This window comes from Salinigranum halophilum (assembly GCF_007004735.1).
In the GTDB taxonomy this organism is placed as follows: Archaea; Halobacteriota; Halobacteria; order Halobacteriales; family Haloferacaceae; genus Salinigranum; species Salinigranum halophilum.
Genome location: NZ_ML660182.1, coordinates 825,116 through 851,845 on the forward strand (window position 1 = coordinate 825,116; position 26,730 = coordinate 851,845).

Annotated in this window: 25 protein-coding genes; 9 read left to right on the forward strand and 16 right to left on the reverse strand. The window is 67.7% G+C overall.

The window, feature by feature from the left end; all coding sequences use genetic code 11:
- Positions 1 to 31: 31 nt before the first annotated feature.
- The 7 genes from E6N53_RS04285 to E6N53_RS04315 form a co-directional block, all read right to left on the reverse strand.
- On the reverse strand, positions 32 to 637 hold the full coding sequence (locus E6N53_RS04285; protein WP_142857135.1) for a hypothetical protein: 606 nt from the start codon (positions 635 to 637) through the stop codon (positions 32 to 34).
- Between the two features lie 43 nt (positions 638 to 680).
- Positions 681 to 1,133 carry a DUF7992 family protein gene (locus tag E6N53_RS04290; RefSeq protein ID WP_136602558.1) on the reverse strand — a complete coding sequence of 151 codons (453 nt, stop codon included), beginning with the start codon at positions 1,131 to 1,133 and terminating at the stop codon, positions 681 to 683.
- A gap of 107 nt (positions 1,134 to 1,240) precedes the next feature.
- On the reverse strand, positions 1,241 to 1,726 hold the full coding sequence (locus E6N53_RS04295; RefSeq protein ID WP_136589194.1) for an acyl-CoA thioesterase: 486 nt from the start codon (positions 1,724 to 1,726) through the stop codon (positions 1,241 to 1,243).
- A 63-nt stretch (positions 1,727 to 1,789) separates the two neighbouring features.
- Entirely contained in the window at positions 1,790 to 2,323 is a 534-nt protein-coding gene (locus E6N53_RS04300) for an NUDIX hydrolase (RefSeq protein WP_142857137.1), read from the reverse strand.
- A 17-nt stretch (positions 2,324 to 2,340) separates the two neighbouring features.
- Entirely contained in the window at positions 2,341 to 2,799 is a 459-nt protein-coding gene (locus E6N53_RS04305; protein WP_142857139.1) for a bifunctional nuclease family protein, read from the reverse strand.
- 135 nt (positions 2,800 to 2,934) lie between these two features.
- Positions 2,935 to 3,549: an ArsR/SmtB family transcription factor gene (locus E6N53_RS04310; RefSeq protein ID WP_142857141.1), complete on the reverse strand. Its 615-nt coding sequence runs from the start codon at positions 3,547 to 3,549 to the stop codon at positions 2,935 to 2,937.
- Between the two features lie 112 nt (positions 3,550 to 3,661).
- The gene (locus E6N53_RS04315; RefSeq protein ID WP_142857143.1) at positions 3,662 to 5,005 is read right to left on the reverse strand and encodes a glycerate kinase type-2 family protein; all 1,344 of its coding nucleotides are present in this window, start codon (positions 5,003 to 5,005) and stop codon (positions 3,662 to 3,664) included.
- Positions 5,006 to 5,077: 72 nt separating this feature from the next.
- Here E6N53_RS04315 and E6N53_RS04320 point away from each other — a divergent pair, with 72 nt between their 5' ends.
- Together E6N53_RS04320 and E6N53_RS04325 are read left to right on the forward strand one after the other, a co-directional pair.
- Positions 5,078 to 6,751, forward strand: a complete 1,674-nt coding sequence (locus E6N53_RS04320; RefSeq protein WP_142857145.1) for a TraB/GumN family protein — start codon at positions 5,078 to 5,080, stop codon at positions 6,749 to 6,751.
- Positions 6,748 to 7,389, forward strand: coding sequence for a zinc metalloprotease (locus tag E6N53_RS04325; RefSeq protein WP_142857147.1), 642 nt, complete (start codon positions 6,748 to 6,750; stop codon positions 7,387 to 7,389). Before E6N53_RS04320 ends, E6N53_RS04325 begins: the two co-directional genes overlap by 4 nt.
- Positions 7,390 to 7,530: 141 nt before the next feature.
- On the opposite strand, the gene E6N53_RS04330 is transcribed toward E6N53_RS04325, so the two are convergent.
- The gene (locus E6N53_RS04330) at positions 7,531 to 7,749 is read right to left on the reverse strand and encodes a hypothetical protein (protein WP_142857149.1); all 219 of its coding nucleotides are present in this window, start codon (positions 7,747 to 7,749) and stop codon (positions 7,531 to 7,533) included.
- Between the two features lie 127 nt (positions 7,750 to 7,876).
- Between E6N53_RS04330 and E6N53_RS04335 the strand changes: the two genes are divergently transcribed.
- Both E6N53_RS04335 and E6N53_RS04340 read left to right on the forward strand, forming a co-directional pair.
- On the forward strand, positions 7,877 to 8,695 hold the full coding sequence (locus tag E6N53_RS04335) for a nucleoside phosphorylase (protein WP_142857151.1): 819 nt from the start codon (positions 7,877 to 7,879) through the stop codon (positions 8,693 to 8,695).
- Between the two features lie 82 nt (positions 8,696 to 8,777).
- Positions 8,778 to 9,956 carry an NAD(P)/FAD-dependent oxidoreductase gene (locus E6N53_RS04340; protein WP_142857153.1) on the forward strand — a complete coding sequence of 393 codons (1,179 nt, stop codon included), beginning with the start codon at positions 8,778 to 8,780 and terminating at the stop codon, positions 9,954 to 9,956.
- Positions 9,957 to 10,112: 156 nt separating this feature from the next.
- Here E6N53_RS04340 and E6N53_RS04345 read toward each other — a convergent pair whose 3' ends face one another.
- Complete coding sequence (locus E6N53_RS04345; protein WP_142857155.1) at positions 10,113 to 10,646, reverse strand: Rrf2 family transcriptional regulator; 534 nt, start codon at positions 10,644 to 10,646, stop codon at positions 10,113 to 10,115.
- A 175-nt stretch (positions 10,647 to 10,821) separates the two neighbouring features.
- On the opposite strand from E6N53_RS04345, the gene rocF reads away from it, so the two are divergent.
- Positions 10,822 to 11,736 carry an arginase gene (gene rocF / locus E6N53_RS04350; RefSeq protein WP_142857157.1) on the forward strand — a complete coding sequence of 305 codons (915 nt, stop codon included), beginning with the start codon at positions 10,822 to 10,824 and terminating at the stop codon, positions 11,734 to 11,736.
- 54 nt (positions 11,737 to 11,790) lie between these two features.
- Here rocF and E6N53_RS04355 read toward each other — a convergent pair whose 3' ends face one another.
- The 3 genes from E6N53_RS04355 to gyrB form a co-directional block, all read right to left on the reverse strand.
- On the reverse strand, positions 11,791 to 12,075 hold the full coding sequence (locus tag E6N53_RS04355; protein ID WP_142857159.1) for a HalOD1 output domain-containing protein: 285 nt from the start codon (positions 12,073 to 12,075) through the stop codon (positions 11,791 to 11,793).
- A gap of 89 nt (positions 12,076 to 12,164) precedes the next feature.
- Complete coding sequence (gene gyrA, locus E6N53_RS04360; RefSeq protein ID WP_142857161.1) at positions 12,165 to 14,732, reverse strand: DNA gyrase subunit A; 2,568 nt, start codon at positions 14,730 to 14,732, stop codon at positions 12,165 to 12,167.
- A 1-nt stretch (position 14,733) separates the two neighbouring features.
- Positions 14,734 to 16,650, reverse strand: a complete 1,917-nt coding sequence (gyrB, locus tag E6N53_RS04365) for a DNA topoisomerase (ATP-hydrolyzing) subunit B (protein ID WP_142857163.1) — start codon at positions 16,648 to 16,650, stop codon at positions 14,734 to 14,736.
- Between the two features lie 349 nt (positions 16,651 to 16,999).
- On the opposite strand from gyrB, the gene E6N53_RS04370 reads away from it, so the two are divergent.
- From E6N53_RS04370 to E6N53_RS04380, 3 genes are all read left to right on the forward strand, one after another.
- Positions 17,000 to 19,444, forward strand: a complete 2,445-nt coding sequence (locus tag E6N53_RS04370) for a DNA topoisomerase VI subunit B (RefSeq protein ID WP_142857166.1) — start codon at positions 17,000 to 17,002, stop codon at positions 19,442 to 19,444.
- On the forward strand, positions 19,445 to 20,542 hold the full coding sequence (locus E6N53_RS04375) for a DNA topoisomerase IV subunit A (RefSeq protein WP_142857168.1): 1,098 nt from the start codon (positions 19,445 to 19,447) through the stop codon (positions 20,540 to 20,542).
- Positions 20,543 to 20,617: 75 nt separating this feature from the next.
- Positions 20,618 to 21,199, forward strand: a complete 582-nt coding sequence (locus E6N53_RS04380) for a hypothetical protein (RefSeq protein ID WP_142857170.1) — start codon at positions 20,618 to 20,620, stop codon at positions 21,197 to 21,199.
- Between the two features lie 7 nt (positions 21,200 to 21,206).
- Here E6N53_RS04380 and E6N53_RS04385 read toward each other — a convergent pair whose 3' ends face one another.
- Both E6N53_RS04385 and ligA read right to left on the reverse strand, forming a co-directional pair.
- Positions 21,207 to 21,977 carry an MBL fold metallo-hydrolase gene (locus E6N53_RS04385; RefSeq protein WP_142857172.1) on the reverse strand — a complete coding sequence of 257 codons (771 nt, stop codon included), beginning with the start codon at positions 21,975 to 21,977 and terminating at the stop codon, positions 21,207 to 21,209.
- A gap of 46 nt (positions 21,978 to 22,023) precedes the next feature.
- Positions 22,024 to 23,688, reverse strand: a complete 1,665-nt coding sequence (gene ligA, locus E6N53_RS04390) for an ATP-dependent DNA ligase LigA (RefSeq protein ID WP_142857277.1) — start codon at positions 23,686 to 23,688, stop codon at positions 22,024 to 22,026.
- 126 nt (positions 23,689 to 23,814) lie between these two features.
- Here ligA and E6N53_RS04395 point away from each other — a divergent pair, with 126 nt between their 5' ends.
- The gene (locus tag E6N53_RS04395; RefSeq protein WP_142857174.1) at positions 23,815 to 25,344 is read left to right on the forward strand and encodes a glutamate-cysteine ligase family protein; all 1,530 of its coding nucleotides are present in this window, start codon (positions 23,815 to 23,817) and stop codon (positions 25,342 to 25,344) included.
- Between the two features lie 152 nt (positions 25,345 to 25,496).
- On the opposite strand, the gene psmB is transcribed toward E6N53_RS04395, so the two are convergent.
- Together psmB and E6N53_RS04405 are read right to left on the reverse strand one after the other, a co-directional pair.
- Positions 25,497 to 26,231, reverse strand: coding sequence for an archaeal proteasome endopeptidase complex subunit beta (gene psmB, locus E6N53_RS04400; protein WP_142857176.1), 735 nt, complete (start codon positions 26,229 to 26,231; stop codon positions 25,497 to 25,499).
- Between the two features lie 148 nt (positions 26,232 to 26,379).
- On the reverse strand, positions 26,380 to 26,565 hold the full coding sequence (locus E6N53_RS04405; protein WP_142857178.1) for a hypothetical protein: 186 nt from the start codon (positions 26,563 to 26,565) through the stop codon (positions 26,380 to 26,382).
- Positions 26,566 to 26,730: the final 165 nt, after the last annotated feature.

A 26,730-nucleotide genomic window follows, 5' to 3' on the forward strand; every position in this document is an offset into this window, starting at 1 on the left:
GGGGGTCTCCCGAGGCGGACAACGACCGGGACTACGGCGGCTCCCACTGCCGCGTCTCGACGTCCCTGATGAGGGTGCCCATGCCCGCCCCGTCGACGCCAGCGTGGACGGCGACGGTTCCCTTCACAGGGTTGGTCTCGGCGGTGAAGTAGCCGAGGTACGTGCTCACGACCCGGTCGGCGTCGGGCAGGTCGTCGGGGTCGAGTTCTCGTCGCACGAACTCGAATGGGAACCGCGCCCGCCGCCAGCCGGTCCACGCCGGGTCGGCCGGGAAGGCAGGTTCGGCCTGGTGTGCGTCCGCGCGCGAGCTTCGAGACTGAACGAGGAGGGTGAATCCCACCTCGTAGTTCTCGTTGTGAACCTCGTTGTCCCACTCGCGTCGCTCCTCGGCCCCGCGAGCGTCGGTGAATACGGTCCGGTCGTCGGGCGGTGCCTCGGGGAACAGCCACGCGCGGAACCGGTCATCGGAGTCGGCGGTGAGCCCACCGCGGACGAAGCGTGCACTGGCCGGGTGGACGGTGAGGCGGGCGTGGTCCGGGCGAATATCCCCCGAGAGGGTCTGACGGGCGTCTCCGAGACAGCCGGCCGTCGCGGCGAGACCGAGGGCGGCACTGGAGAGGAGGGCACGGCGGCGCATCGGCTCGAACGTCGCCCTCGGGGCCGAAAGCTCTTGTCGTCGCTCAGGAGAAGTCCGGCAGGTCGTCGGGTGCCTCGTACTCGGACTCCCAGTCGACGTACTCGTCTTTCAGGACGTCACAGACGACCTGACCCAGTTCGGTGAGGCCGGCGTTGATGCCCGACACCTGCCCCCACGAGGTCAGGTCGGGGTGGATTCCCCGCTCCTTCCAGTCCTCGGGGATGCCGGGCGCGTGGTAGCCGACACGGTCCGCGAACGAGTCCCAGAAGAAGTCGAACCGTGAGACGAGGTCGAGGTCTTCGGCGATGGCCCACTCGTCGACCGAGAGGTCCGCGGTGGCGGCCCACTGTTCGAACGCCTCCTCCCACGCCCCCTCGTGGAGGAACCGTTCGAGGTCGTCGCGGTGGTAGTCGTCGCCGCCGACCTCGGCGTCGTCGTACTCGTTCGGGTCGACCTGTCTGAGCGTCGGCGGCTCCGGCGCGGGTACGTCGAGCATAGTTGGTGTGAGACGGCGGGCGAGTAAAGCGTGTCTCTCGTGGGGCGGGCGTCGCGTTCGGTGTGTAGCGGCCGGGCCACAGGACGGCGTGGACCGCGTGACCGACGCTACTCCTCCATGCGCTCGATGACCGCCTCTAGCTGTGCCCGACGCTCGGCGCGCGCCTCCTCGCGGCGGTCCTTCTCGGCGTCCGTCGGGCAGTCGACGCGAGGGACCTCGGTGGGCGTTCCCTCCTCGTCGAGCGCGACGAAGGTGAAAAAGGAGGTGGTCGTCTTCCGCACCTCGTCGTTTCGGGGGTTCTCGGCGTGGACGTCAACCTTCACGTCGATGCTCGTCCGGCCGACGTCGAACACGTAGCCCTCAACGACGGCCACCTCGCCGATGTCGATCGGCGAGATGAAGTCAACGTGGTCCATCGACGCCGTCACCACCTGGTTGTTGGCGAACCGCATCGCCGCGATGGCTCCGCAGATGTCCATCCAGTGCAGGACCGCCCCACCGAGCGCCCGGCCGAGGTCGTTCGTGTCGTTCGGGAGGAGGTACTCGGTCATCTCGGTGTGTGACTCCGCCAGCGTCGCGGTCTCGTCGCTCATGGGAAGGGCGATGGGCGGCCCGCTATTCAAACGTGACCCTCGGCGGCGGGGAACGTCCAGCGTTCAGACGCCGTCGAGCGCGCGCCGGACGCGGTCGCGGTCGAACGCCCGAAGCGCCGCCTCGTCCTCGCAGAGCTCGTCGAGCGTCCAGAACCCGGCGTCGGCCGCGTCGCTCCCGGCGACCGGGTCGCCGGTCGTTCGGTCCCGCGAGACGGCGTAGGTGATGGTCACGAGATGGCGGTCGCTCGGGTGGACGAGGTCGTCGACGTCGACCAGCGCGAGCGCGTCGGCGTCGACGCGGAGGCCGGTCTCCTCACGGAGTTCGCGCGCCGCGGCCCCCCGCGGATGCTCGCCGTACTCGACGAAACCAGCCGGGATGCTCCACTGGCCGGCGTCGGGCGGCTGTCTCCGGCGGACGAGGAGCACTCGCGGCGGGTCCGCCCAGTCCTCGACGACGGCGACGGCGGCGGTCGGAACCGGATTGCGCCAGACCACCTGAGCACAGGAGGGGCAGTACGCCCTGTCGCGCTCCTCGACGCGACGCGTCTCGAGGGGCGTCCCACAGGCCGGGCAGAAGGAAGGTCCGACGGCGACCACGGTTCAGGTTCGGGCCCTCAGCGGGCGAAGTCGTCCTCGTCGTCCTCGATGTCGAACTGCGACGGCGGCTGGCCGGCGGCGTCGAGAACGGCGTCGGAGACCATGATTGGGCAGTCGACGCGGACGGAGAGGGCAATGGCGTCGGAGGGACGGGCGTCGAAGACGAACTTGTGCGGCTCGCCGTCCTCGTACCGCTCGGCGTCGACCTTCGCGTAGAAGGTGCCGTCGGCGAGGTCGTCGATGCGGACGGAGTCGATTGCGCCGCCGAACTCGGTGATCATGTCGACGAGGAGGTCGTGCGTGAGCGGTCGCTCGAACGGTTCGCCGGAGAGCGCGAGCTGGATGGCCTGTGCCTGGTCCGTCGTGACGACGATCGGGAGATACTCCTCGCGTGCCGAGAGGATAACTGCGGGCACGTTCGACCCGTCGTCGCTCATGCCGACGCCGATACCCCTGACCTCGGCCTCGTGGTTCATAGCGACCCCTTTGACGTGTAGGTATGAATAGCTACTCCCGCGCTCGATGTGGGTCTGCGGCGAGTCCGGCCTCGCGAGCGACCGTCAGTGTGAGCCCGGCGGGGGTGGCGGCGTCACACGCCTGAACGACAACGCTCACCGGGAGCGGTACCACCAGCCGACAGCCGCAGCGAGGATGACGACCAGCCCGCCGAGGAAGAACAGCAGTCCGGGCGGGAGGCCGGTCGCCGCCGCGGCGGTGGTGGTTTCGGCCGCGATTCTGGTCGCCTCGGCGCTGTCGGCGCTCGTCGTTGCGCCCTGGGCGGCTCGACTCCCGCTCTCGAGCAGGTACTGGACGAGGACGCTGGCGACCCCGAGGAGTCCGACGGCACCGAGCAGGCGCGTCAGCACGTCGCGGAGGCCGGCCGTCTCTGACTCGTGGGCGGCGACCACGACCAGCGGCTTGTCCGCCGGGGCGTACACTTTCATCTCCCGGCCCTTCTCCGAGTAGACCGTCTCGCACACTTCGACGAGGCCGGCGTCTTCCATCCGGCCGAGGTGGTACTGGACGTTCTGCAACGAGCTGTCGACCCGTGCGGCCACCTCGGACGCCGAGGCGGGGTCCTCGTGGAGCAGCGAGAGGATGCGTCGAGCGGTCCCCGACGAGAGCGCGCCGATGAGGTCGTCGGCGTCGGCCGAGTCGAGACCGATGACGCGCGGCGTGGCGTCGTCGGCCGCCGTGGAGGAGAGCGAGGGGAGCAATCGGGCCATGCCCGCCGTACGACACCGGAGGGCACAATCTTGTTGGTCGCGGGCGACGGCGACGGGGGGAAACCGAACGGCGCGTCGGGAGCGGCGCGGCGAGCGAACCGCGACGCGCAGGTCACCCGCGGTCGACCACGAGGACCCGGAGGTCGTTGACGTTCGTCCCCGTCGGGCCGGTCCGGATGACACAGCCGTGGCGGTCGAGTTCGGGGAGGGCGTCGTTGCGGTCGAGCGCGTCGCGGGCGGCTGTTCGCTCGTCGCGCCCGGTCAGCGTCGACTCGTCGACGACCGCACCGGCCACCTCGGTGCCGCCGTCTCTGCCGTCGGTGTCGACGCTCGCGAGGACACCCCGTCCCAACCGCCCCAGAGAGGAGCACTCGATGGCCGCGGCGAGGGCGTACTCGAGGTTGGGTCCGCCCTCGCCGTCCCCGCGGACGGTCACCGTCGTCTCGCCCCCCGAGAGGACGACCGCGGGCGGGTCGAGCGGTTCGCCCGTCGCCAACACCTCCTCGCCGACGGCGACGTGAGTCTTCGCGGCCTCGCGGGCCTCGCCGCGGACCCGCGAGGAGAGGACGAGTGTCTCGAGCCCCCGGCGTTCGGCCTCGTCGCGGGCGGCGTCGAGCGCCGTGAACCCGTCCGCCAGCACGTGGTTATGGACCCGGTCGAAGGCTGGGTCGCCCGGCTTCGGCGTCTCCGCGATTTCCCCGGCCGCGCCCCGTTCGAGCCGTTCTCGAACCGCGTCGGGGACCGAGAGGTCGTAGCGGGCCAGGACGTCGAGCGCGTCGTCGTACGTCGTCTCGTCGGGGACCGTCGGCCCGGACGCGACGACGCCGAGGTCGTTGCCGACCACGTCGGAGAAGACGAGCGACACCACGGTTGCGGGGGCGGCCCGACGGGCCAATCCCCCGCCCTTGAGCATCGAGAGGTGCTTGCGGACGGCGTTCATCTCGCCAATCTCCGCGCCGCTCTCGAGGAGCCGTTCCGTCGTCTCCTGGAGGTCCGAGAGCGAGATTCCCTCGGCCGGCGCGGGCAACAGGGCGCTCGCCCCGCCGGTGACGACGCAGAGGACGAGCGTCTCCTCGTCGGCCTGCGCGACGAGGTCGACGACGCGCCTGGTGCTCTCGACGCCCCGTTCGGAGGGGACCGGGTGGTCGCCCGGGAGGTGGTCGATTCGCTCCCCGGTGCCGGGGTCGTAGGTGACCACCGCCCCCGCGTCGATACGGTCGCCGAGGACGCGCTCGAGGGCCTCGGCGACGCCCGCGGCGGCCTTGCCGCCTCCGACGACGACACAGCGGTCGTACGCGGAGCAGTCGTAGACGGCGTCCGCCACGTGGAGGTCGTCGCCGTCGAGCCGGAGCGACGATTCGAGGACGCGCTCGGGGTGGGCGGCCGCGATACCCGCCTCGAGACAGGCGAGTGCCGCCTCGTGGCGCGCCGTCGGTGCGTTCGAAGCGAGGTTCATGCTGTGCGAGGCTCTCGCAGTGGGTAATAAAGTACCGACAAGCGTATGAGTCGCCGACGGAAAGACCGGGCAATGAGTCAGGACGCGGCCCCGTCACCCCGACAGGGGCGGGTGCAGGTCGTGGGGACCGCACACGTCTCGAAAGAGAGCGTGGCCGAGGTCGAAGAGACGATTCGGGCCGAGCGCCCGGACGTCGTCGCCGTCGAACTCGACGAGGGACGTTACCGCCAGCTGAAGGGCGGCACCCCCGACGACATCGAACCGGGCGACCTCCTCTCGGGCAACACGGTCTTTCAGTTCATCGCCTACTGGATGCTCTCGTACGTCCAGGCCCAACTGGGCGAGAAGTTCGACATCTCGCCGGGCGCGGACATGCTCGCGGCGGTCGACACCGCCGAAGCGGAGGGAATCGACGTCGCGCTCGTCGACCGCGACATCCAGACGACCATCCAGCGCTTCTGGGCGCGGATGTCCGTCGTCGAGAAGTTCCGGATGGTCGGCGGCCTCGCGTTCGGGGTCTCCGACGCCCGGGCCGTGGGCATCGTCGTCGGCCTCCTCGCCGGCCTCCTCGTCGGCCCGCTCGTCGGGCTCTTCGGGGGGGCCGTCGGCATCACCCCGTTCGTCCTCGGGCGGGTCGCCGGCGGCGCGATTCTCGCGGTCGCGGCTGGCCTCGCCGTCCAGACGCTCGCCGACGGGTTCACCGAGGGCGACGACGCGCTGTTTCTCGGCATCGGCGTCGGCCTCGCCGTTGGCCTCGTCGCCGGCGTCGGCCTCGGCCTCGCGGCCCCGCTCGTCGACCGGCTGAGCCCCTTCTTCGTCCGCGCCGTCGGGAGTCTCGCCATCGGCATCGGCATCGGCGTCACGCTCGGTGGCCTCGGGGGACTGGCCGCCCACCGCCTCGGCCTCGGCAGTCACGAGGAGGTCGAGGAGTTCGAGATGTCGGACCTCACCGACGCCGACGTGGTGAGCGTCATGATGGAGGAGTTCCGGGCCTTTTCGCCGGGCGGCGCGGAGGCGCTCATCGACGAGCGCGACGCGTACATCGCCCATCAACTGGTGGCGCTTCGACAGAACGGACAGCACGTCGTCGCCGTCGTCGGCGCGGGCCACCGCGCAGGCATCGAATCGTATCTGGAGAGCCCCGAGACGCTCCCGCCGATGGACTCGCTCGTCGGCGCGCCGACGAAGCGCGGCGTTCCGTGGGGGAAGATCATCGGGGTGGGCCTCTCGGTGGTGTTCGTCGGCTTCTTCGTCCTCCTGGCGATGGCCGGCGTCAGAAACGGCTTCCTCCTCCGGGTGTTCGCGGCGTGGTTCCTCATCAACGGTCTCTTCGCCGCCGCGGGGGCCAAACTGGCCGGCGCGCGGTGGCTCTCCGCGCTCGTCGGGGGTGCCGTCGCGTGGCTCACCTCGGTGAACCCGCTGCTCGCGCCGGGGTGGTTCACCGGATACATGGAGCTGCGACACACACCCGTGAACGTGACCGACATCGGCCGCCTGAACGAACTGCTCGCCGACGAGGCGCGCTCGATTCGGACCATCGTCGCCGACATGTTCGACGTGCCGCTCTTCCGGCTCATCATGGTCGTCGCCATGACGAACATCGGGAGCATCGTCGCCAGTCTGCTGTTCGTCGCGTACGTCCTGCCGCTGTTCGCGGCCGACCTGGGGGGCGTCGACGCCGTCACCCGGCTGATGCTCGACGGTGCGACGAACAGCGCGGACCTCATCTGGAGGGCGGTCACATGAGCGTCGGCAGCGCGCTCACCTTCTCCGACCGCGAACTGCGTGACCTCGCCATCGCGTGGGTCGCGCTCGGGGTCGCCTTCGCCGTCTTCTTCGCCGGCGGCGGCAGCGGACTCGTCTCGCTGCTCTCGCGCGGCGGGTTCGCCGTCGCCGTCGTCGTGAGCCTCCTGACCGCCGGTCTCGGCTTTCTCATCCACGAACTCGCCCACAAGGTCGTGGCCGTTCGCTTCGGGCAGGTCGCGGAGTTCCGCGCCGACTACGGCATGCTCTTTCTCGCCGTCGTGAGCGCGCTCGCCGGGTTCATCTTCGCCGCACCCGGTGCGGTCTATCACCGCGGCGTCTTATCGGACAAAGAACACGGCCTCATCGCGCTGGCCGGCCCCGCGGTCAATCTCGTCCTCGCCGTCGTGTTCGTTCCGGTGCTGCTCCTCGGCGTCTTCACGGGGAGCGGTTTCCTCGACCTCGTGGGGTCGCGCGGCGTCGCCATCAACCTCTTCCTGGCGGCGTTCAACCTGCTGCCGTTCGGGGCGCTCGACGGCCGGACGGTGCTCGACTGGAGCACGCCCGTCTTCGTCGCCGTCTTCGTGCCCAGCGTCGTCGTGACAATCCTCGTCGTGTTCGTCTTCGGCGTCGGGTTCTGAGGACGGGTGGGCTCGTCGTCCTCGTCGTTGGCTTCGACACTCGCCGCGCGATGAACATCCAACAGCCTGCGTCCAAGACCACGGTCCGAGCGTCGTCGCGCCGCCTGGCAGTCACCTCGTCGCCCGAATCTCACGGTCGTCTCACGCGAGGAGTCCGGCGACGACGCACCCGCCCCCCAGTCCGACGGACACGAACAGCCCAACGCTTCTCGCGAGTCGCTCCTGCCGTCGTTTCGCCCGTCCGGGGTCGTCGGTCCACTCCCCACTGGGAACGAAGTTCATCGTCCGGTGGGGACGCAGCGCTACGAGGCCTCCGATGAGCACGAAGAAGAGTCCGACAGAGAGGAGCGAGCCGTTCATCGGTTGTTCTCCTCGGCTGTTCGGCCGCCCCCCGAATAAACGGTCGGACGCACAACCTCGTTCGGTGGTTCGTGGACCAGACAGATTACACCGCACCTATTTACTGCCAGTCCTCCGACGGAGAGTCATGACCGGCGACGCCGAAGACCCGAACGACGAAATCCAGTACCACGTCGAACTCGCCCCCGGCGATATCGCCGGCCCCGTGCTCCTCCCCGGCAATCCCGAGCGCGTCGACGTCATCACCGACCTCTGGGACGACCACGAGGAGAGAGCACACCACCGCGAGTACCGGACGGCCACGGGCAGCTACGACGGCGCGCCCATCACCGTCACCTCCACTGGTATCGGGTCGCCCTCGACCGCCATCGCCGTCGAGGAACTCGCACGCGTCGGCGCGGACACCTTCATCAGGGTCGGCTCCTGTGGCGCTATCCAGCCCGGGATGGACGTCGGCGACCTCGTCATCACTTCGGGGGCCGTCCGGCAGGAGGGGACGAGCCACGAGTACGTCCGCGGTGACTACCCCGCCGTCGCCTCGCACGAGGTCGTCTCGGCGCTCGTCGCCGCCGCCGAGCGGCTCGACTACGACTACCACGTCGGGCTGACGATGAGCGCCGACGCGTTCTACGCCGGACAGGGGCGCGAGGGCTTCGAGGGCTTCGTCGCCGCCGGCTCGGAGACGCTCGTCGAGGAGTTACAGGAGGCCAACGTCGCCAACATCGAGATGGAGGCGTCGGCGATTCTCACCCTCGCGAACCTCTACGGCCTGCGGGCGGGCGCGGTCTGTTCGGTCTTCGCGAACAGGGTCACGGGCGAGTTCCAGACCGAAGGGGAGTCGAGAGCGGCCGAAACCGCGAGCCTCGCCGTTTCCCTCCTGGCGCGGATGGACGAGGTCAAGCGCGAAGCGGGTGTGGCCGAGTGGCACGCTGGACTGTCGCTCTGACCCCGTGACGAGTCGTTCGTGAAGCACGTGCGCCGTCGTTTCAACATCCCTTTATCGGATGAATCCTCACCACGACACAGACATGAGCACGCAGGTCGTCGTTCTCGGCTCGGGGTACGCCGGGACGGGCGCGATACAGCGCCTCGAGAAGGAACTCGACGGTGATGCGGATATCACGTGGGTATCGGAGCACGACTATCACCTCGTCTTACACGAGGTCCACCGATGCATCAGCAACCCGAGCGCCGAGTCGAAGGTGGCCATCCCCGTCGACGAGGTGAAGTCGCCGTCGACGGAGTTCGTCCAGGGACGGGTCACGGACGTCGACGTCGACGAGCGCACCGTCGCGCTCGACGACGGCACCGACGTCGACTACGACTACCTCCTCGTCGCCCTCGGGAGTACGACCGCCTTCTACGGCATCGAAGGTCTCGAGGAGTACTCGCTCGAACTGAAGGGCCTCGACGACGCTCGCGAGATCCACCAGAAGGTCTCGGACGCCGCGGCGGACGCGACCGCATCCGACCCCGCGAGCATCGTCATCGGCGGGGCCGGCCTCTCGGGCATCCAGACCGCCGGTGAGGTCGCGGAGTACCGCGACGACCACGACGCTTCCCTCGACATCCACCTCGTGGAAGGGCTCGACCAGGTGCTCCCGAACATGGACCCCGAACTCCAGGGCGCGCTACGCCGTCGCCTCGAAGACCGCGACATCAACATCAAGTGCGGCGAGTTCGTCTCGAAGGTCGACGAGGAGACCATCTACATCGGCGGCGGCGAGGACGAAGCGCCCGAGGAGCTCCCCTACGACGTCTTCGTCTGGACCGGTGGCATCACCGGCCAGCCCGAGATGGCCGGCTGCGGCGTCGAGAAGGACGAGCGCTCGAACCGCGTCCACGCCAGTTCGGACTTCCAGACCTCGAACGACCGCGTGTTCGCCCTCGGCGACTCCGCGCTCGTCGAACAGGGTCCCGACGCCATCGCGCCGCCGACCGCCCAGGCCGCCTGGCAGGCCGCCGAGGTCGCCGGCGAGAACCTCGCCCGGGTCGTACGCGGCCAGCCGCTGAAGACGTGGACGCACAAGGACAAGGGGACCGTCGTCTCCGTCGGCGAAGACGCCGTCGCCCACGACGTCGACGGCGTCCCCATCAACGTCTTCGGCGGAAAACCCGCCCAGCTCTTGAAGAAGGGAATCGCCACGAAGTGGATCGCCGACGTCGCGAGCGTCTCACGCGCCATCGACGCGTGGGGCGACATGTAACACGGGGACACGCCCGACGGGTCCGCGGGTCGTCTTCGAACCGGTCTCTGTTTCGTTCGCTGTCGACACAGGCTCCCACAAGCCTCGGCTCACGGCGGCGGGTCGTCGTCACGCGGTGACGACAGTCGTTCCTCGGATGACAAACAGCGCGTCGACTCAGTGTGCGGACTCGCCGACCGGGGCCTCCATCCCATCGATTCGGAGGATGAGGATGTTGTTCGTGTCGTCCTTGCCGTCGACGGTCCCGCGGATGACGAGTTTCGAGAGCGGCGTCGGCCCAACTTGGACGTCATCACCCTCGTGGAAGTCGCGGACCGACCCCTGGACGTGAATCTCCGCGCGGCACAGTTCGGGGTGGTGGACGCTGGAGAGGTCGATGCCGTCGACGTTGACGCCCTCGACCTGTTCGTCGTTGTGGAACAGCGGGACCGACGCCGGCTCGTCCATCTGGTCGACGTCGAGCGCCTCGTACGCGTTCGCCGTCGGCTTGTAGCCGCCTTTCGGCCCCGGTACTCCCTCGACCAACTGCAGCGCCTTCAGGCTCTGCATCTGGTTACGGATGGTGCCCGGGTTGCGGTTCACCTCTTCGGCGATGTCCTCGCCTTTCACTGCGCTCTCGGACTCGCGGTAGAGGTTGATTAGTGCAGTCAGAATGGTCTTCTGACTCGACGTAAGTTCGATTGATGACATAGCACTTACTTCGTGGGTAGCCTCCTTAAATTCGATGGATGGGCTAGCACACAAACAGCCACGATGCGGTTACTGTGGCCTTTTTTCACACACCGTATCGCTGGTTCCATCCGGTGCGGCCGGGGCGGCTCCGGTGACCGTAACGGCTATCTCGCGCGTCTGTCACGGTTCGTGTATGACACGTCGCGTCCGAATCCTCGGAGCGCCGACCGACTACGGGGCGAACCGTCGTGGAGTCGACATGGGACCCTCCGCTATCAGATACGCCGGTCTCGCGTCGGCGCTCGAGGCCGCCGGAACGAGCTGTCACGATGCGGGTGACCTCTCGGTCCCGCGGATGGAAGAACGCGACCCCGACGCCGAAGAACCGCCCGCCGGGACGGCGCGATTCCTCCGTGAGACGCGGGAGGTGTGTACGGCGCTCGCCGACCGCGTCGCCGACAGCATCGACGCGGGTGCGACGCCGCTCGCACTCGGCGGCGACCACTCCATCGCCATCGGCTCGCTCGTCGGGTCGGCACGAGACGCGCGCATCGGTGCCATCTGGTTCGACGCCCACGGCGACATGAACACCCCGACGACCTCGCCGAGCGGGAACGTCCACGGGATGCCGCTCGCGGCCGCACTCGGTGTCGGCGACTTCTCCGAGGCGGCGTACGACTGGGCGAACGCCGTCGGCCTCGACGCCTCGAACGTCGTCCTCGTCGGGCTGCGGTCGCTCGACGACGACGAACGGGCCGCTATCCACGACTCGGACGTGACGGCCTACACCATGTCCGACATCGACGAACGCGGTATCGCCGACGTGGTCGACGACGCGCTCGCCGTCGCCACCGCCGGAACCGACGGCATCCACGTCTCGCTCGACCTCGACTGGCTCGACCCGACGGTCGCTCCAGGGGTGGGGACGCCCGTCCGTGGCGGCGTCACCTACCGCGAGGCGCACCTCGCGATGGAAGCCGTCGCCCGGAGCGGGGACCTGCGGTCGATGGAGCTCGTCGAGGTCAACCCGGTCCTCGACCAGCACAACGAGACCGCATCGCTCTCCGTCGAACTCGCCGCGAGCGCGTTCGGCAAGCGAGTGCTCTGAACCGAGCGCGTCGGACGTGGACGACGGCGGGTGGTCGGACCGTTCGGCGGTCTCTCAGCGGAAGTCTGCGTCGAAGACGTGCACCGCGCCCGTCGTGACGACGACCGGGTGTCCCCAGAGGGTCGCCGAGAAGCGGACGCTCTCGTCGGCCGTCTCGACGAGTTCGTCGAGCGCGTCCGGGTCGACGAGGTCGGCCAGTCGTTCGTCGTTCCCGACGAGGTCGACGTCGAGGCGCTCGAAGGCGTGCAGAATGGCCTTCGACGGCGGCACGTGCGTGAGCGGTTCACGAGCGATGACAGACTCGTCGGGGCGGGCGTCGGCTGAGTCACTCGTGTTCATGAGACAACACTGTCTGGTAGTGGAGTGTGTATCAACGATAGTTAATGTTTTGTTTCGTATAATGTTATTGAGTCTGATAATAGCGGCGGTCAGTCCGCGTCGGCGTCCCCGTCGCCGGCGTCGGCCACCGCCTCCTCCGCCGGTTCGTCCTCGGCGGCCGTCTGTGCCACCGCAGCGGGGATAACGGAGACAGCGCCGACGGCGTCGCCTGCTTCGACGTCCATCACCGTCACGCCCTTGGTGTTCCGGCTGATGACCGAGAGGTCGTCGACCGCCGTCCGGATAATCTGTCCGTTCTCGCTCATCACGACGATATGGTCGCCGTGGCCGACAGTCTCGATCGTGCAGACGGGACCGTTTCTCCCTTCGGTCTTGATGTCGATGAGTCCCTTGCCGTTGCGCGACTGCGTGCGGTAGTCGGCGATCTTCGTCCGCTTCCCGTACCCGTTCTCGGTGACGGTGAGCGTCCAGTCGTGGCGCTCTTCGTCGACGGCCGCGAGTCCGGCGACGCGGTCGCCCTCTCTGAGGTCGATGCCGCCGACCCCGCGGGCGCTGCGGCCCATCGCGCGGACCTCCGTCTCGTCGAAGCGGATGCTCATCCCCCGTTCGGAGGCGACGATGAGGTCGTGTCTGCCGTCGGTGACCTCGACGTCGGCCAACTCGTCGCCCGCTTCGAGCGTGATGGCTCGGATGCCCGTCGAGAGGATGTTCTGGAAGCGGTCGACGTTCGTCCGCTTGACTCTCCCACCCCGGGTGACCATCGTCAGGAACTTCTCGTCTCCCCCCTCGCCGTCGCCCATCTCGAGGTCGTCGCAGTTGACGACGGCCTGTATCTCCTCGCCGGCGTCGAGGTCGAGGTAGTTGACGAGCGCACTGCCTCGCGTGTACCGGGTTTCGGGTCGTGGGAGCATGTACGTCTTCAGCTTGTACACCTGTCCCTGGTCGGTGAAACAGAGGAGATAGTCGTGGGTGTTGGCGACGAAGACGCTCGCCACCTTGTCACCCTGTTTCAACTCGCTCCCGATGATTCCCTTCCCGCCGCGGCGCTGGGCGCGGAACCACGACAGCGGCATCTGTTTCACGTAGTCGTCCTCGGTGACGACGACGACCACGTCTTCCTCGGGGACGAGGTCCTCGCGCGTCACCTCGCCGTCGTCCTCGACGAAGTTCGTCCGCCGCTCGTCGGCGTACTCGTCTTTGATGTCGAGCAGTTCCTCCTCGATGACGCCGAGCAGTTCGGACTCGTCGCCGAGAATCTCTTCGAGCCGCTCGATGGTGGCCTGGACCTCCTCGTACTCGGTCTCGATTGCCGCCGTCTCCATCGACGTCAACGAGCCGAGCTGCATCGAGACGATGTGGTCGACCTGCGCCTCCGAGAAGTCGTACTCGTCGATGAGCGCCTCTTTCGCACCGTCGCGGTCGTCGGCGTCGCGGATGAGGTCGACCACGCTGTCGACGTGTTCGAGCGCCGTGAGCCGCCCTTCGAGGATGTGTGCGCGGTCTTCCGCCTCGGCGAGGTCGTACTCCGACCGCCGACGGACGACCTCTTTCCGGTGTTCGAGGTATTCGACGAGCGTCTCCTTGAGGTCCAACACCCGGGGTTCGCCGTCGACGAGGGCGAGGTTGATGACGCCGAACGTCGACTCCAGGTGCGAGGAGAGCAGGTGGTTCTTCACCAGCTGGGGGTCGGCGTTGCGCTTGAGTTCGATGACGACGCGGATGCCGTCCCGGTCGGACTCGTCGCGGATGTCGCGAATCCCCTCCAGGGAGCCGTCGTTGACGTCGTCGGCGATGCGCTTGATGAGCCGCGCCTTGTTCTCCTGGTAGGGAAGCTCGTTGATGACGATACGCTCGTCGGTGACGTCGAAGTCGGCGCGGACGCGAACGCGGCCTCGACCCGTCGTGTACGCCTTGTAGACGGCGTTCTTGCCGACGATGTTCGCGCCCGTCGGGAAGTCCGGGCCCTTGATGGGTCCGTCAGAGCCGTTGCCGCGCCCGTCGCGGGTGTCGATGAGGTCTTCGACGCCGCAGTCAGGGTCGTCGATGAGTTCGACGGTCGCGTCGATGACCTCGCCCAGGTTGTGCGGCGGGATGTTCGTCGACATACCTACGGCGATTCCGGACGAGCCGTTCACGAGGAGGTTCGGGAACGACGCGGGGAGGACGGTCGGTTCCTGCTTGCGGTCGTCGTAGTTCGCCTGGAAGTCGACGGTGTCCTTCTCGATGTCTTCCAGCAGTTCCTCGGCAATCGATGACATCCGCGCCTCGGTGTACCGCATGGCGGCCGCGGGGTCGCCGTCGACGGAGCCGAAGTTCCCCTGGCCGTCGACGAGCGGGTAGCGCATGGAGAAGTCCTGCGCCATCCGGGTGAGGGTGTCGTAGATTGCGGAGTCGCCGTGCGGGTGGTAATCACCCATCGTCTCGCCCACGATGGACGAGGACTTCCGGTGGGAGGAGCCCGAGGTGACGCCCGCCTGGTGCATCGCGTAGAGGATGCGCCGGTGGACCGGCTTGAGGCCGTCACGGACGTCGGGGAGCGCTCTCCCCGCGATGACGGACATGGCGTAGTCGATGTACGACTGCTCCATCTCCTGTTCGATGCGGGCGTTCTCGACCTGTGCGGCGATCTTGGGTTCGGGGTCGGGTTCGGAGCTCATCTCAGATGTCCACCCACTCGGCGTCGGTCGCGTGTTCTTTGATGAACTGCTTGCGCGGTTCGACCGCGTCGCCCATCAGGACGTTGAACATCCGGTCGGCGGCGGCGGCGTCCTCGACGGTGATCTGTTTCAACACGCGGTTCTCGGGGTTCATCGTCGTCTCCCAGAGCTGTTCGGGGTTCATCTCGCCGAGGCCCTTGAACCGCTGGACCTGCGTCGGGTTCCCGTTACACTGTTCTTGGATGATGCGGTCCCGTTCGGCCTCGGTCATCGCGTCGTACGTCTGGCCCCGGTATCTGACGCGGTACAGCGGGGGTTTGGCCGCGTAGACGTAGCCCGCCTCGACGAGCGGCCGCATGTACCGGTACAGAAGCGTCAGGAGGAGCGTCCGGATGTGTGCCCCGTCGACGTCGGCGTCGGTCATCACGATGATGCGGTGGTACCTGGCCTCGGAGACGTCGAAGTCCTCGCCGACACCCGCGCCGATGGCCGTGATGAGCGAGCGGATCTCCTCGTTCTCGAGGATGCGGTCGAGGCGGTGTTTCTCGACGTTCAGGATCTTCCCTCTGAGGGGCAAGATGGCCTGGAACGAGCGGTCCCGGCCCTGTTTCGCACTCCCTCCGGCGGAGTCGCCCTCGACGATGAACAGCTCCGATTCGGTGGGGTCGCGGTTCTGGCAGTCGGCCAACTTCCCGGGGAGCGCCGTGGATTCGAGCGCCGACTTCCGTCGGGTGAGCTCCTTGGCCTTCTTCGCGGCCATCCGGGCCTTCGCGGCCTCGACGGCCTTCATGACGACCGACTGAGCGACGTCCGGATGCTCCTCGAAGTAGGTTCCCAGTTTGTCGTTGGTGACCGTCTCGGTGATGCCTCGTACCTCGGAGTTCCCCAGTTTCGTCTTCGTCTGGCCCTCGAACTGCGGGTCGGGATGTTTGACCGAGAGCACGGCCGTGAGCCCCTCGCGGACGTCCTCTCCTTTCAGTGTGGAGTCGAGGTCCGAGAGCATGTCGTGACGCTCGGCGTAGTCGTTGACCGTGCGCGTCAGCGCCGTCTTGAACCCTGTCAGGTGAGTCCCGCCCTCGCGCGTGTTGATGTTGTTTGCGAAGGCGTGGATAGAGGGCTGGACCTCGTCGGTCGCCTGGATGGCGACCTCGACGTGGATGCCGTTCTGTTCGTCCTCGTAGTAGATGATGTCGTCGTGCAGCGTCGTCTTCGTCTCGTTGATGTAGTCGACGAACGCCTTGATGCCGCCCTCGTACTCGAAGACGTCGGACTCGCCGGTGGCCTCGTCCTCGATAGAGATACGGACGCCGGAGTTGAGGAAGGCGAGTTCGCGGAGCCGGTTCGCGATGGTGTCGTAGTCGAACTCGGTCGTGTCGAATATCTCGCCGTCGGGCCAGAAGCGCACGGTCGTCCCGGTGTCCTCGTCCGGTTCGAGGTCGCGGACGCGCTGGAAGGCGTCCTCCTCGGGGATACCGTGGTCGAAGCGGTGGGTCCAGACGCCGCCGTCGCGTCGGACCTCGACCTCGAGCCACTTCGACAGCGCGTTGACGACGGAGACGCCCACGCCGTGCAGGCCGCCGGAGACAGAGTACGAGTCCTTGTTGAACTTCCCGCCGGCGTGGAGGACGGTCATCACGACCTCCACAGCCGGTCTGTCGTACTTCTTGTGGGTGTCGACGGGAATCCCCCGCCCGTTGTCGGTGACGCTCACCGACCCGTCCTCGTGGACGACGACGTCGATGTCGTCACAGTAGCCCGCGAGCGCCTCGTCGATCGAGTTGTCGACAACCTCGTAGACGAGATGATGTAGGCCCCGAGACCCCGTCGAGCCGATGAACATCCCCGGTCGTTGCCGGACCGGTTCCAGATCCTCGAGAGCCTGGATCTGGTCGGCTCCGTATTCGGTTTCTCCTGACATAGAATCTGAATTCAGCTAGGACACCGGCTTGCTTAAACCCTCGCACGCGCGCGTGCATCAACATGAAGAAGCGTTCGCAACAACGAAACTGACGACCGGGAATCACCAAGATATCTTGGTCGCGCTCCGGTCGGAGTGGACTCCGCGGAGCAACATAAGTGTCGCTCGCGCGGCGACGGCAGCGCCCGTTTCGACGGGGGCAGCCGTCGGACGGTTCGCGCTAACAGTCGACACAGTGCTGGAACGAATCGGCCGCCGACCGGCTACCGACGTCGTGAGCCCCACGATTTTACTTTCACCGTACCAGCGGAGAGTTCTTAACGGTCGGTACGGAAGGGGTGGACAGACGATGACCTCGATACAGTCGACACTCGGCGAGGGAGACAAGGATATCGCCGAGGAGTTGGCCAAAGGCCAACGAGAGATATCCATCGCCGAGTTCTTCGAGAAGAACAAGCACATGCTCGGGTTCGACTCGGGCGCAAGGGGGCTCGTCACCGCCGTGAAGGAGGCGGTCGACAACGCCCTCGACGCGACCGAGGAGGCCGAAATCCTGCCCGACATCTACGTCGAGATCCGGGAGGTCGACGACTATCTCAGGCTGGTCGTCGAGGACAACGGCCCCGGCATCACGAAAGAACAGGTCCCCAAGGTCTTCGGGAAGCTCCTCTACGGCTCTCGCTTTCACGCCCGCGAGCAGTCGCGCGGCCAGCAGGGTATCGGCATCTCCGCGGCGGTCCTCTACTCACAGCTGACCTCGGGGAAGCCCGCGCGGGTCACCAGTCGGACGCAGGGGAAGCCGGAGGCGCAGTACTTCGAACTCGTCATCGACACCGACACCAACGAGCCCGAGATCAAAGCGTCGCGCGAGACGTCGTGGGACCGCTCGCACGGGACGCGCATCGAACTGGAGATGGAGGCGAACATGCGCGCCCGGACGCAACTCCACGACTACATCAGACACACCGCCGTCGTCAACCCCCACGCGCGGCTCGAACTCCGCGAACCCGGTCTCGACGAGCCGATGAAGTTCGAGCGGGCGACGGACCAACTGCCCGAGCCGACCGAAGAGATCCGTCCGCACCCTCACGGCGTCGAACTCGGCACCCTCCGAAAGATGCTCGCCGCGACGGAGTCGTACTCCGTCTCGGGCTTCCTCCAAGAGGAGTTCACCCGGGTGGGCAAGAAGACCGCGAGCAAGGTCATCGACAACTTCCGCGACCGTCACTTCGGGCGGGAACTGTCGTGGACACCGCCCGGAACCCACGAGGGCGTCGACCTCGTCGCCGTGGTCGACGAGGCGGTCTCGAACAAGGGCGCCGACGCGACGGCCGACTTCGCCGACCGAATCGCCGACGTGGTCTCGAACCACGAGCGAATCACACACCACGAGGTCCAGGCCGTCGTCGACACCTGCGCCGACGAGGTCGAGTCGGAGACGGGAACCCGGTTCGGTTCGACCGTGAGGGAGAACACGGTCACGGCGGTCTGGGCGGCCGTGACCGGGGTCGGTGGGGACGGGGCCGAGGAGACGGAGACCGACGGGGGTGACCGGCTGACGGCCGACTGCTACGCCATCGTCGACGAGGTGACTTCGACCCGGAAAGACGACGCGACGAAGCAGGGGATGGCAGAACGCCTGGCGCGGAAGGTGTCGGCGCTCGACGACGGTCGCCACCGACTCACCCACCGCGGCCTCACAGAGCTCGTCGACGCTGCCGCGGACGACACCGTCGAGTACGACGACGTCACCTTCGGGCAGACGGCCCGGGAGAACGTGGTCGAGTCCGTCTGGTCGCGAGCGCAGACCGTCCCGGACGACCCGCCGAAGGTGAAGGAGGTCATCGACGACCGCGACTGTGCGCGGGCCCTCCTGGAGGCGATGCGCGAGACGGACATCCTCGCGCCCCCGACGACGTGTCTGTCACCCATCTCAGACGACCTCATCGAGGCCGGCCTGCGTGAGGTGTTCGACGCGGACTTCTACGCCGCCGCGACGCGCGACGCCGAGGTCCACGCCGGCGACCCGTTCGTCGTCGAGGCCGGCATCGCCTACGGCGGCGAACTCGCCGCCGAGGGCTCCGTCGACCTCCTGCGCTTCGCCAACCGCGTCCCCCTCGTCTACCAGCAGGGGGCCTGTGCTATCACGGGCGTCGTCAAGGACATCGGCTGGCGCAACTACGGGCTGGACCAGCCCGGCGGCTCGGGCATTCCGAACGGCCCCGCGGTGGTCATGGTCCACGTCGCCTCGACGAACGTCCCGTTCACGAGCGAGTCGAAGGACGCCGTCGCGAACGTGCCGGCCATCGAAGACGAGGTCGAACTCGCCATCCGAGAGGCCGCCCGGGAGCTGAAGTCGTACCTCAACCGTCGGCGGTCGATGCAGAAGCGCCGGAAGAAACAGGAAGTCCTCGGGAAGATTCTCCCCGAGATGGCGGACAAGCTCTCGGAGGTGACGGGTCGGGAGCGGCCGAACATCGACGGCGCGCTCGCTCGCATCATGAACAACGTCAGCGTCGAGCGCGTGGTCGAGGGGGACACCGTGACGCTCGTCGTGGAGAACTACTCCGGGCGGGCGGAACAGCCGGAGGTCACCGACATCCTCGCCGCCGAACCGAACGGAGTCAACGGCGACGCGCAGGTGGTCGACCTCGACGGCGAGTGGTTCGTGAAGTGGTCCCCGTCGGTCCCCGCGGGCGAGACAGCGAAGCTCAGTTACACACTCCCCGAAGACACCGACTTCGACATCGCCGTCGACGGCGTCGAGGCGGAGAAACTCACGGTGAACACGTAAATGTCTCAGACGAAACTCAACGACGACCTGGCGCGCGAGCGCCTCATCGACCTCGCGGCGGAGTTCTACGACCAGTTCCAGGGCGGGGAGGTCCCCGAGATGACCCTGCCCACCCGGACGAAGAGCAACATCGAGTACGACGAGGCGTCGAAGGTGTGGAAGTACGGCGACCGCACCTCGACGCGCTCTGCGAACTCCGTCAGGGGCGCACGGAAGCTGCTCAAGGCCGCCTACACCATCGAGTTCCTCGCCCGCCAGCTGGAGGAGGGCCGCTCGTCGACCCTGCGTGAGCTGTACTACCTCTCGGAGTCGTGGGACTCCGAGGAGGCGCACTTCTCCGACCAGGACGAGTCGAATCAGCTGGTCGAAGACCTCGAAATCGTCTCCAAAGTGACGCGGGAGGACTTCCACATGCGGCCCGAGGAGTCGGGCGCGACGCTGATGGGCCCGCTGAAGCTCCGCGAGCAGACCCGCCGCGGCGAGCGCGAGATTCACTGTCAGAAGGACGTCGGCGAGGGCGGCTACCAGATTCCGAACAACCCCGACACCATCGAGTTCTTGGAGCACGACATCGACTTCGTCCTCTGTGTCGAGACCGGTGGGATGCGAGATAGGTTAGTAGAGAACGGCTTCGACGAGCAGTACAACGTCCTCGTCGTCCACCTCAAGGGCCAACCAGCCCGCGCGACCCGACGCATCACCAAGCGCCTGCACGACGAACTCGGCGTCCCCGTCGTGGTGTTCACCGACGGCGACCCCTGGAGCTACCGCATCTTCGGCTCCGTCGCCTACGGCTCGATCAAGTCCGCGCACCTCTCGGAGTACCTCGCGACCCCCGAGGCGGAGTTCATCGGCATCCAGCCGCAGGACATCGTCGACTACGACCTCCCGACCGACCCGCTCTCGGACTCGGACGTCAACGCCCTCCAGTCCGAACTGGACGACCCCCGGTTCATGACGGACTACTGGGAAGAACAGATCGAGCTGCAACTCGACATCGGCAAGAAGGCCGAACAGCAGGCGCTCGCGTCTCGTGGCCTGGACTTCGTGACCGACACGTATCTCCCCGAACGACTCGACGAGATGAGCGTCATCTGACGCTGACGCACACCGCTCGGACGTTCCTCTCCGACGACAGACAGCTTCATCCTCTCGGGACCCCTCCCTCTATGTATGTCCCGTGGTACCGAACACCTCAGCACCGACCCGGGGCGGCTCAAGGCCGTTCCGGACGTCGCCGAACAGCTCCTTCGGGTGTACTGGTGGCTCCGAAAGACCGTCTTCACCCACGAGAAGACCGACAACCCGTACCTCGTGGTGGAACTGACGAAGAGCGAAGCCCAGGAGTTCTTCGGGAGACACCACTTCGAGCCCGGCTGGGAGATGTCCTACAGCTTCCGGGGGGAGATCCTGAACCTCCGACGCGTCGAGTGGGCGCACGTCCCCGCGTACCCCGACCTGCCCTGGTGGCAGGTCCACATCCGCGGCTACCGCCACGACGACCCCGACGGGTTAGAACTGACGGCCCACTTCGAGCCCGAGCCCGCCGAACACCCCGAAGAGCACCTCGAACATCTCGGTATCGACGTCCCGCGGGGGAACGCCGTGCTACAACAGATGCTCGACGAGGCGGGCATCGCGTACACGACCTCTCCCGACTGGTCCGCCGACCCCACGCTCGCCGAGGAGGCACCGTGGACGGACGACACCGACGACACCGACGACACCGAGGGCGTCGGCGTCGAGGTCGAGTGAGGCCGTCTCAGCGCTCGTCCAACACGACGGGGACGCCGCGTTTCGCCACGTCGCTCGCGAACGCACCGGAGTCCGCCTCGAGGAAGTCGAGCGTGTTGTAGTGGACCGGGAGGACCAGGTCGGGGTCGAGCGCCGCGGCGAGGTCGGCCGCGTCGTGGCGGTCCATGCAGACGGAGCCGGAGATGTTCGCGAGGAAGAGCGACACGTCGAGACGCGAGAAGCCGTCGTGGGCGTCGGAGTCACCGGGCCAGAACACCGTGGTTCCGTCGAGCGAGAGGAGGAACCCACAGCCCTCGCCGCGGGGGTGAACGACAGAGCCGTCGGCGCGAGTGTAGGGCCCCTCGGGGTCGTTGTACGCCGCGACGGTCCAGACGTCGACGCTCCCGCCGTCCGCGCCGGCGACGACCCGGTGGTCGTCGTCGCTCACGCGGACGACGTCGTACGGGAGGGATTCGGGAGCGTCTGCGTCGCGGTCGAGCTCGTCCGCACTGACCGCCTCGTGGACGACTACCGTCGCGTCCTCGCTCGCGACCCGTTCGACGCCGTCGGAGTCGTAGTGGTGGCCGTGGGTGACGCAGACGAGGTCGGCGTCGCGGGCGTGGTAGTCGGTCGGTTCGGGATGAGCGGCCGCGGCGTCGGACGAGTCACTCGTCCACTCGCCCGTGAGGACGCCGTACCGCCCGGGGTCGAGGTAGACGACGAAGCCGTCCGGCGTCTCGATACGAACCGTCGCGTACCCGAGCCAGTCGACCGTGAGCCCGTCGTGGCGAATCGTCATGCGTGAGAGGAGGCGTCGCGAAGGACTTAATCGACCGGATTCCGCCTCACTCGCGGCCGCTCAACGCGCGGAGCCGCGCGAGCGTGTCCGCCTCCGCCGGCGGCTTCTCGCGAATCGCGACCAGGCGGGGAAAGCGCAGCGCCGCCCCCGACTCGTACGTCTGTGAGGCCTGAATCTCCTCGTAGCCCACCTCGAGGACGAGGTCCGGGTGGATATCGACGGCCTTCCCCGACTCGGACTCGACGAGCGGTTCGAGGTGCTCGGTGAGGTCTGCGAGCGTCTCGTCCGTGATGCCCGTCGCGACCTTTCCGACGGGGGCGAACCGTGCGCTGTCACCCGCTTCGACCCGAGCGGACACCTCGAACGTCCCGAGGAACGACGCGCGGCGGCCTTCCCCCCACTCCGCGCCCGTCACCACGAGGTCGAGCGTCTCCACGTCGGGCTTGCGTTTCAGCCAGTTCTTCCCGCGTCGCCCCGGCGTGTACGGGGACGCGGGATTCTTCAGCATGATCCCCTCGTGGCCGTCACCGAGCGCCCGCTCCTCGTGGGCTTCGACGGTCTCGAGGTCCGACGCGAGCGTGAGCTTCGAGACCACGTTCGGGTCGTCGACGACTGATTCGAGGCGGGCGTGTCGCGTCTCGAACGGCGCGTCGAGGAGGTCGTCCCCGTCGGCGTGGAGGCAGTCGAAGAGCCGTATCGCGAGCCCGACCTCCTCCCTGACCTGCTCGACGTCGTGCTTTCGGCGGAACCGCCGGAGGACCTCCTGGAACGGCAGGGGCGCACCGTCGTCGTCGACGGCGACGACCTCCCCGTCGAGGATTACCGGACAGCCGAGGGCGCGGTCGGCGAACTCCCTCACTTCGGGCAGGGCGTCGGTGACGTCGGCCATGTTCCGGGAGAACGCCCACGTCTCGTCGTCGGTGTGGTGCAGTTGGACCCGCGCCCCGTCGAACTTCGTCTCGACCGCGACCGTCTCCCACGCCTCGAGCGCCTCCTCTGCGGTCCCCGCCTGTGCGAGCATCGCCTGCACGGGGCGGCCGACCGCGAGCGAGAGCTCCCGCAACCCCCGTTCGCCCTCGTCGCGAGCGACCCGGGCCACGAGGCCGTAGTCGTTCGAGACCTGCAACGCGTGCTCCACCGCGTCGACCGGGACCTCGAAGGCCGCCGTCGTCGCGTCGCGGACGGTCCCTTCGCCGACCCCGACGCGCATCGCTCCGAGGACGAGGCGAGCGAGGTAGCGAGCTTCCGCGGGTGTACACCGGTTGAACAGGCCGAAGAGTCGGTCCTCCTTCCGCGAGGCGCTCCCGTCGCCTGCGCTCTCGGCGAGCGCGCGGAGTTCGTCGTCGACGGACGCGACGGTGAGACTCGACGAAGCCCCGTCGGTGAACGCCCCGAGCCCCTGCTGGCTCCCGAGGTCCAACCCGGCCGCGACGTCGCCGACGTCGCCGGTCTCGGCGACCCGGGATTCGACGTCGTCGCCCGAGACGTTCGGGCCGGCCGCGCGGGCGAGGGCGGCGTAGCAGAGTCGTGGGCCGACGTCGAGCGTCGTCGCGTCCCACGCGGGGAAGACGCGCCCCTGGACGAACCGCGCCGCCGTGGGAAGGTCGGCGTCGGCGGTCGCGAACAGCGCCGCTACCGCCGCCACGACGTCGGTGTCGGCCGACACCGACTCGAGTCGCGAGAGCCGCTCGCAGAACGCGTCGAACCGCATCGACTGCGTGGGTGTCATCGCTCACACCTCCGGGAGGACGTGAATAAACCCTTGCTCTTGCTCTTGGGACCGCGTGGACTCTCGAGATGCGGCGCGTTCAAGGGGTCCGAGGAGAAACCGGGGAGTATGACTGCCGACCTCGCGGACCGTGTCAGAGACGTCCTCGACGTCGACGCTGACGCGTTCGAGGCACAGGCGCGGGCCGACGCCGAGGTAGTAAAGGAGGGGCTTCGCGACGGCGTGTTCGACAACCACCAGGCCATCGTCGGCTTCGAGTACGAGTTCTACGCCGTCGCGGACGGCCGCTGGCGCGCCGACGACGAGGTACACGCACTCACGCGCGTCCCTCGACGCCTCCTCGAACTCATCGGCTTCGAGAAGGAACTGGGTCTGCACAACGCCGAGATGACCACCTCGCCACAGCCGCTGTCGGCCTACGGACTCCAGGCCCAAGAGTCCGAGGTGAAGGCCCGCTTGGCCGCCGCGCTCGACTGCGCCCGCGCCGAGGGGATGCGACTCGTGAGCGACGCGCTCTGGACCATCCCGCCCGCGGGAGAGACGGCCCGCGAGTATCTCACCGACGCCATCGAGGTCGACGGGGTCCGAATCGCGACGAACATGAGCGACGCCGTCCGCTATCACGCGATGGCGAACGGGCCGAACGCCCCGGACTCGATGGGCATCGACGCCCCGCACCTCTCGTTCGAGGCCCCGACGGTGATGCCCGAGAGCCTCATCACGTCCATCCAACCGCACTACCAGGTGGCCCACGCCGCCGACCTGCCCCAACACTTCGCGTACGCGCTACGGGTGGCCGGTCCGCTGCTCTCGCTCGCCGTCAACTCCCCGTTCTTCCCACCGGACCTCTACGACGAGGACGCCACCGCGGAGGAGATTCTCGCCGACGGCTGGGACGAGGGCCGGATTACGGTGTTCGAATCGGTACTCAACACGACCGACTCCGAGAAGGTCCGCTTCCCTCGCGACGTCGACACCGTCGAGCAGGCGGTCGACCGCGTGGCCCAGGACCCGAGCGTCGTTCCCATGTCAGTCTCCGGCGGCGACCGCTACGACGACCGCTTCGCCACCCTCCGACGCAAGCACGGAACCTACTGGCGGTGGGTCCGGCCGGTGTTCGACGGGCCCACCCGCTCGGCGGCGAACGCCCGCATCGAGTTCCGTCCCATCGCGGCCCAGCCGACGGTGCGCGACTCCATCGCGTTTCAGGCTGCCTTCGCCGGGCTGATGGAGAGCCTCCCGCGGCGCGCGCACCCGGTCGAAGGCCTCGACTGGGAGACGGCGAAGGAGAACTTCTACGCCGCCGCCCGCGAGGGACTCGACGCCGACCTGACCTGGGTGACGAACGCCGGTGACGTCACGACCAACACCGGCGAACTGTACGACGACCTCCTCGCCCACGCTGCCGACGGCCTCGAGTCCGCGGGCTGTTCGGCCGCGGAGGCGGCGTACTACATCGACCCGCTCCGCCGACGCGTCGAGACGGCGACGACGCCGGCCGCGTGGAAGCGGAGTCGCGTCCGAACGCGACTGGACGACGGCGAGTCGTTCGAGGCGGCGGTGGCCGGAATGCAGCGGTCGTACATCGAACGGCAGAAGCAGACGCTGTTAGAGGGCTGTTTCACCGACTGGATCTGAGCAGGTCGGCGTCGGTGTCGTGCACCAGTGACGTGACGTCGGAACCGTCTATCGACGACCAGACCGAGCCGGTGGCTCACGAACGATGGACCGGTTGGAAGCGCGAGACACTGGGCGGCGGGTGTCGGGAGACGGAAGGGGCGCAGGCCGACTTAGAGGACTTCCGCGAAGTCCTTGTGCCGGGTGATGTCGACGCCGTCCTCGGTGACGACGGCGACGTTGATACCGTTCCCGGACGCGAGGTCACGCTCGACGGCGCTCTTGATGGCGCGGGCGGCGATGGTCTTCGCCTCCTCGATGGAGAGTTCGTCGGTGTACTCCTGTTCGAGAACACCCAGCGCGTACTGGCTCCCCGACCCGGTGACGGTGTACTCCTCTTCGGTGGTGCCGCCGAGGGGGTCGATGCTGTAGATGTGCGGTCCGTCCTCGTCGACGCCACCCAGGATGGGCTGGACGATGAGGAACGCGCCCGAGCGGAGGAAGTTCGCCGTAAGCGTCGACAGCGCCTGCATGCTCATGTTCTCACCGCGGCGGGACTCGTAGAGGCTCACCTCCGCCTTCAGCGAGCGGATGAGCGACTGGGCCGCCGAGACCGACCCGGCGATGGTGAGCGCACCGGTCGGGTGAATCTCCTCGACCTTCTGGACGTCCTTCGAGGCGACCATGTAGCCCGCGCTGGCGCGCATGTCCGTCGCGAGGACGACGCCGTCTTCCGTCTTGAGGCCGACGGTGGTCGTCCCGGTCTTCATCTCTTTCGTCTCCTCGGAGTCGCCCGACTGTCGGCGCTGGTCGGCGTTGGGGAACTCGCCGAGTTCCGGGCCGAACACCGGTCGACTGTTTCCTGAGTCGAACCCGCCGGAGAAGTCGTCGTGAGTGGGGGTACGCATTGACGGTCCTTGTCGTCCAGCGCTGATAAATGCAGTCCTTCCCCCCGCCGTTGCCGCCTCGGCCCGCCGAGTCGACGACTGGCGCGGGGACGTCACGCCGACGCGTCGCTCGGCGGCGAAGTCACAGTCGAGAACAGTCGAGCGGCGCTCAGCGCGCGTCGGCGTTGTCGGTGGCGTTCGTGTAGGCGTCGTCGAGCGTCTGGACGAGGTGACCGACCGGGAGAGTGACACCCACTTGACGGGCGAGCAGGGCTACGGGCATCAGGACGATGCCGACGAAGACGGCGAACTGGTACGCGACCAGCAGGCCAGCGCGATACGTGGTCTCTATCATCTGCGTACTTCGCTCCCGAGTCGTTCCAGGATATAAGCTTTCTCCCTCGTCGTTCGAAGGCACCCCTCCGCAGTCGTGCGATTAAACTGAGCTTGTAGTAGACACAACTCCGTCTGAATATCGAGGATGAGTACCGTAGCGATGGGGTCACTCACGGCGAGTATT

Excerpts from the sequence above, each read along its gene's own strand:
- E6N53_RS04345 (WP_142857155.1), bottom strand. The coding sequence starts at position 10,646 with ATGTCATCAATCGAACTTACGTCGAGTCAGAAGACCATTCTGACTGCA.
- E6N53_RS04290 (WP_136602558.1), bottom strand. The coding sequence starts at position 1,133 with ATGCTCGACGTACCCGCGCCGGAGCCGCCGACGCTCAGACAGGTCGAC.
- ligA (WP_142857277.1), bottom strand. The coding sequence starts at position 23,688 with ATGCGGTTCGACGCGTTCTGCGAGCGGCTCTCGCGACTCGAGTCGGTG.
- psmB (WP_142857176.1), bottom strand. The coding sequence starts at position 26,231 with ATGCGTACCCCCACTCACGACGACTTCTCCGGCGGGTTCGACTCAGGA.
- E6N53_RS04310 (WP_142857141.1), bottom strand. The coding sequence starts at position 3,549 with ATGGCCCGATTGCTCCCCTCGCTCTCCTCCACGGCGGCCGACGACGCC.
- E6N53_RS04320 (WP_142857145.1), top strand. The coding sequence starts at position 5,078 with ATGAGTCAGGACGCGGCCCCGTCACCCCGACAGGGGCGGGTGCAGGTC.
- E6N53_RS04305 (WP_142857139.1), bottom strand. The coding sequence starts at position 2,799 with ATGAACCACGAGGCCGAGGTCAGGGGTATCGGCGTCGGCATGAGCGAC.
- E6N53_RS04315 (WP_142857143.1), bottom strand. The coding sequence starts at position 5,005 with ATGAACCTCGCTTCGAACGCACCGACGGCGCGCCACGAGGCGGCACTC.
- rocF (WP_142857157.1), top strand. The coding sequence starts at position 10,822 with ATGACACGTCGCGTCCGAATCCTCGGAGCGCCGACCGACTACGGGGCG.
- E6N53_RS04375 (WP_142857168.1), top strand. The coding sequence starts at position 19,445 with ATGTCTCAGACGAAACTCAACGACGACCTGGCGCGCGAGCGCCTCATC.
- gyrA (WP_142857161.1), bottom strand. The coding sequence starts at position 14,732 with ATGAGCTCCGAACCCGACCCCGAACCCAAGATCGCCGCACAGGTCGAG.
- E6N53_RS04325 (WP_142857147.1), top strand. The coding sequence starts at position 6,748 with ATGAGCGTCGGCAGCGCGCTCACCTTCTCCGACCGCGAACTGCGTGAC.
- E6N53_RS04330 (WP_142857149.1), bottom strand. The coding sequence starts at position 7,749 with ATGAACGGCTCGCTCCTCTCTGTCGGACTCTTCTTCGTGCTCATCGGA.
- E6N53_RS04385 (WP_142857172.1), bottom strand. The coding sequence starts at position 21,977 with ATGACGATTCGCCACGACGGGCTCACGGTCGACTGGCTCGGGTACGCG.
- E6N53_RS04405 (WP_142857178.1), bottom strand. The coding sequence starts at position 26,565 with ATGATAGAGACCACGTATCGCGCTGGCCTGCTGGTCGCGTACCAGTTC.
- E6N53_RS04395 (WP_142857174.1), top strand. The coding sequence starts at position 23,815 with ATGACTGCCGACCTCGCGGACCGTGTCAGAGACGTCCTCGACGTCGAC.
- E6N53_RS04380 (WP_142857170.1), top strand. The coding sequence starts at position 20,618 with ATGTCCCGTGGTACCGAACACCTCAGCACCGACCCGGGGCGGCTCAAG.
- gyrB (WP_142857163.1), bottom strand. The coding sequence starts at position 16,650 with ATGTCAGGAGAAACCGAATACGGAGCCGACCAGATCCAGGCTCTCGAG.
- E6N53_RS04295 (WP_136589194.1), bottom strand. The coding sequence starts at position 1,726 with ATGAGCGACGAGACCGCGACGCTGGCGGAGTCACACACCGAGATGACC.
- E6N53_RS04285 (WP_142857135.1), bottom strand. The coding sequence starts at position 637 with ATGCGCCGCCGTGCCCTCCTCTCCAGTGCCGCCCTCGGTCTCGCCGCG.
- E6N53_RS04370 (WP_142857166.1), top strand. The coding sequence starts at position 17,000 with ATGACCTCGATACAGTCGACACTCGGCGAGGGAGACAAGGATATCGCC.
- E6N53_RS04340 (WP_142857153.1), top strand. The coding sequence starts at position 8,778 with ATGAGCACGCAGGTCGTCGTTCTCGGCTCGGGGTACGCCGGGACGGGC.
- E6N53_RS04355 (WP_142857159.1), bottom strand. The coding sequence starts at position 12,075 with ATGAACACGAGTGACTCAGCCGACGCCCGCCCCGACGAGTCTGTCATC.
- E6N53_RS04335 (WP_142857151.1), top strand. The coding sequence starts at position 7,877 with ATGACCGGCGACGCCGAAGACCCGAACGACGAAATCCAGTACCACGTC.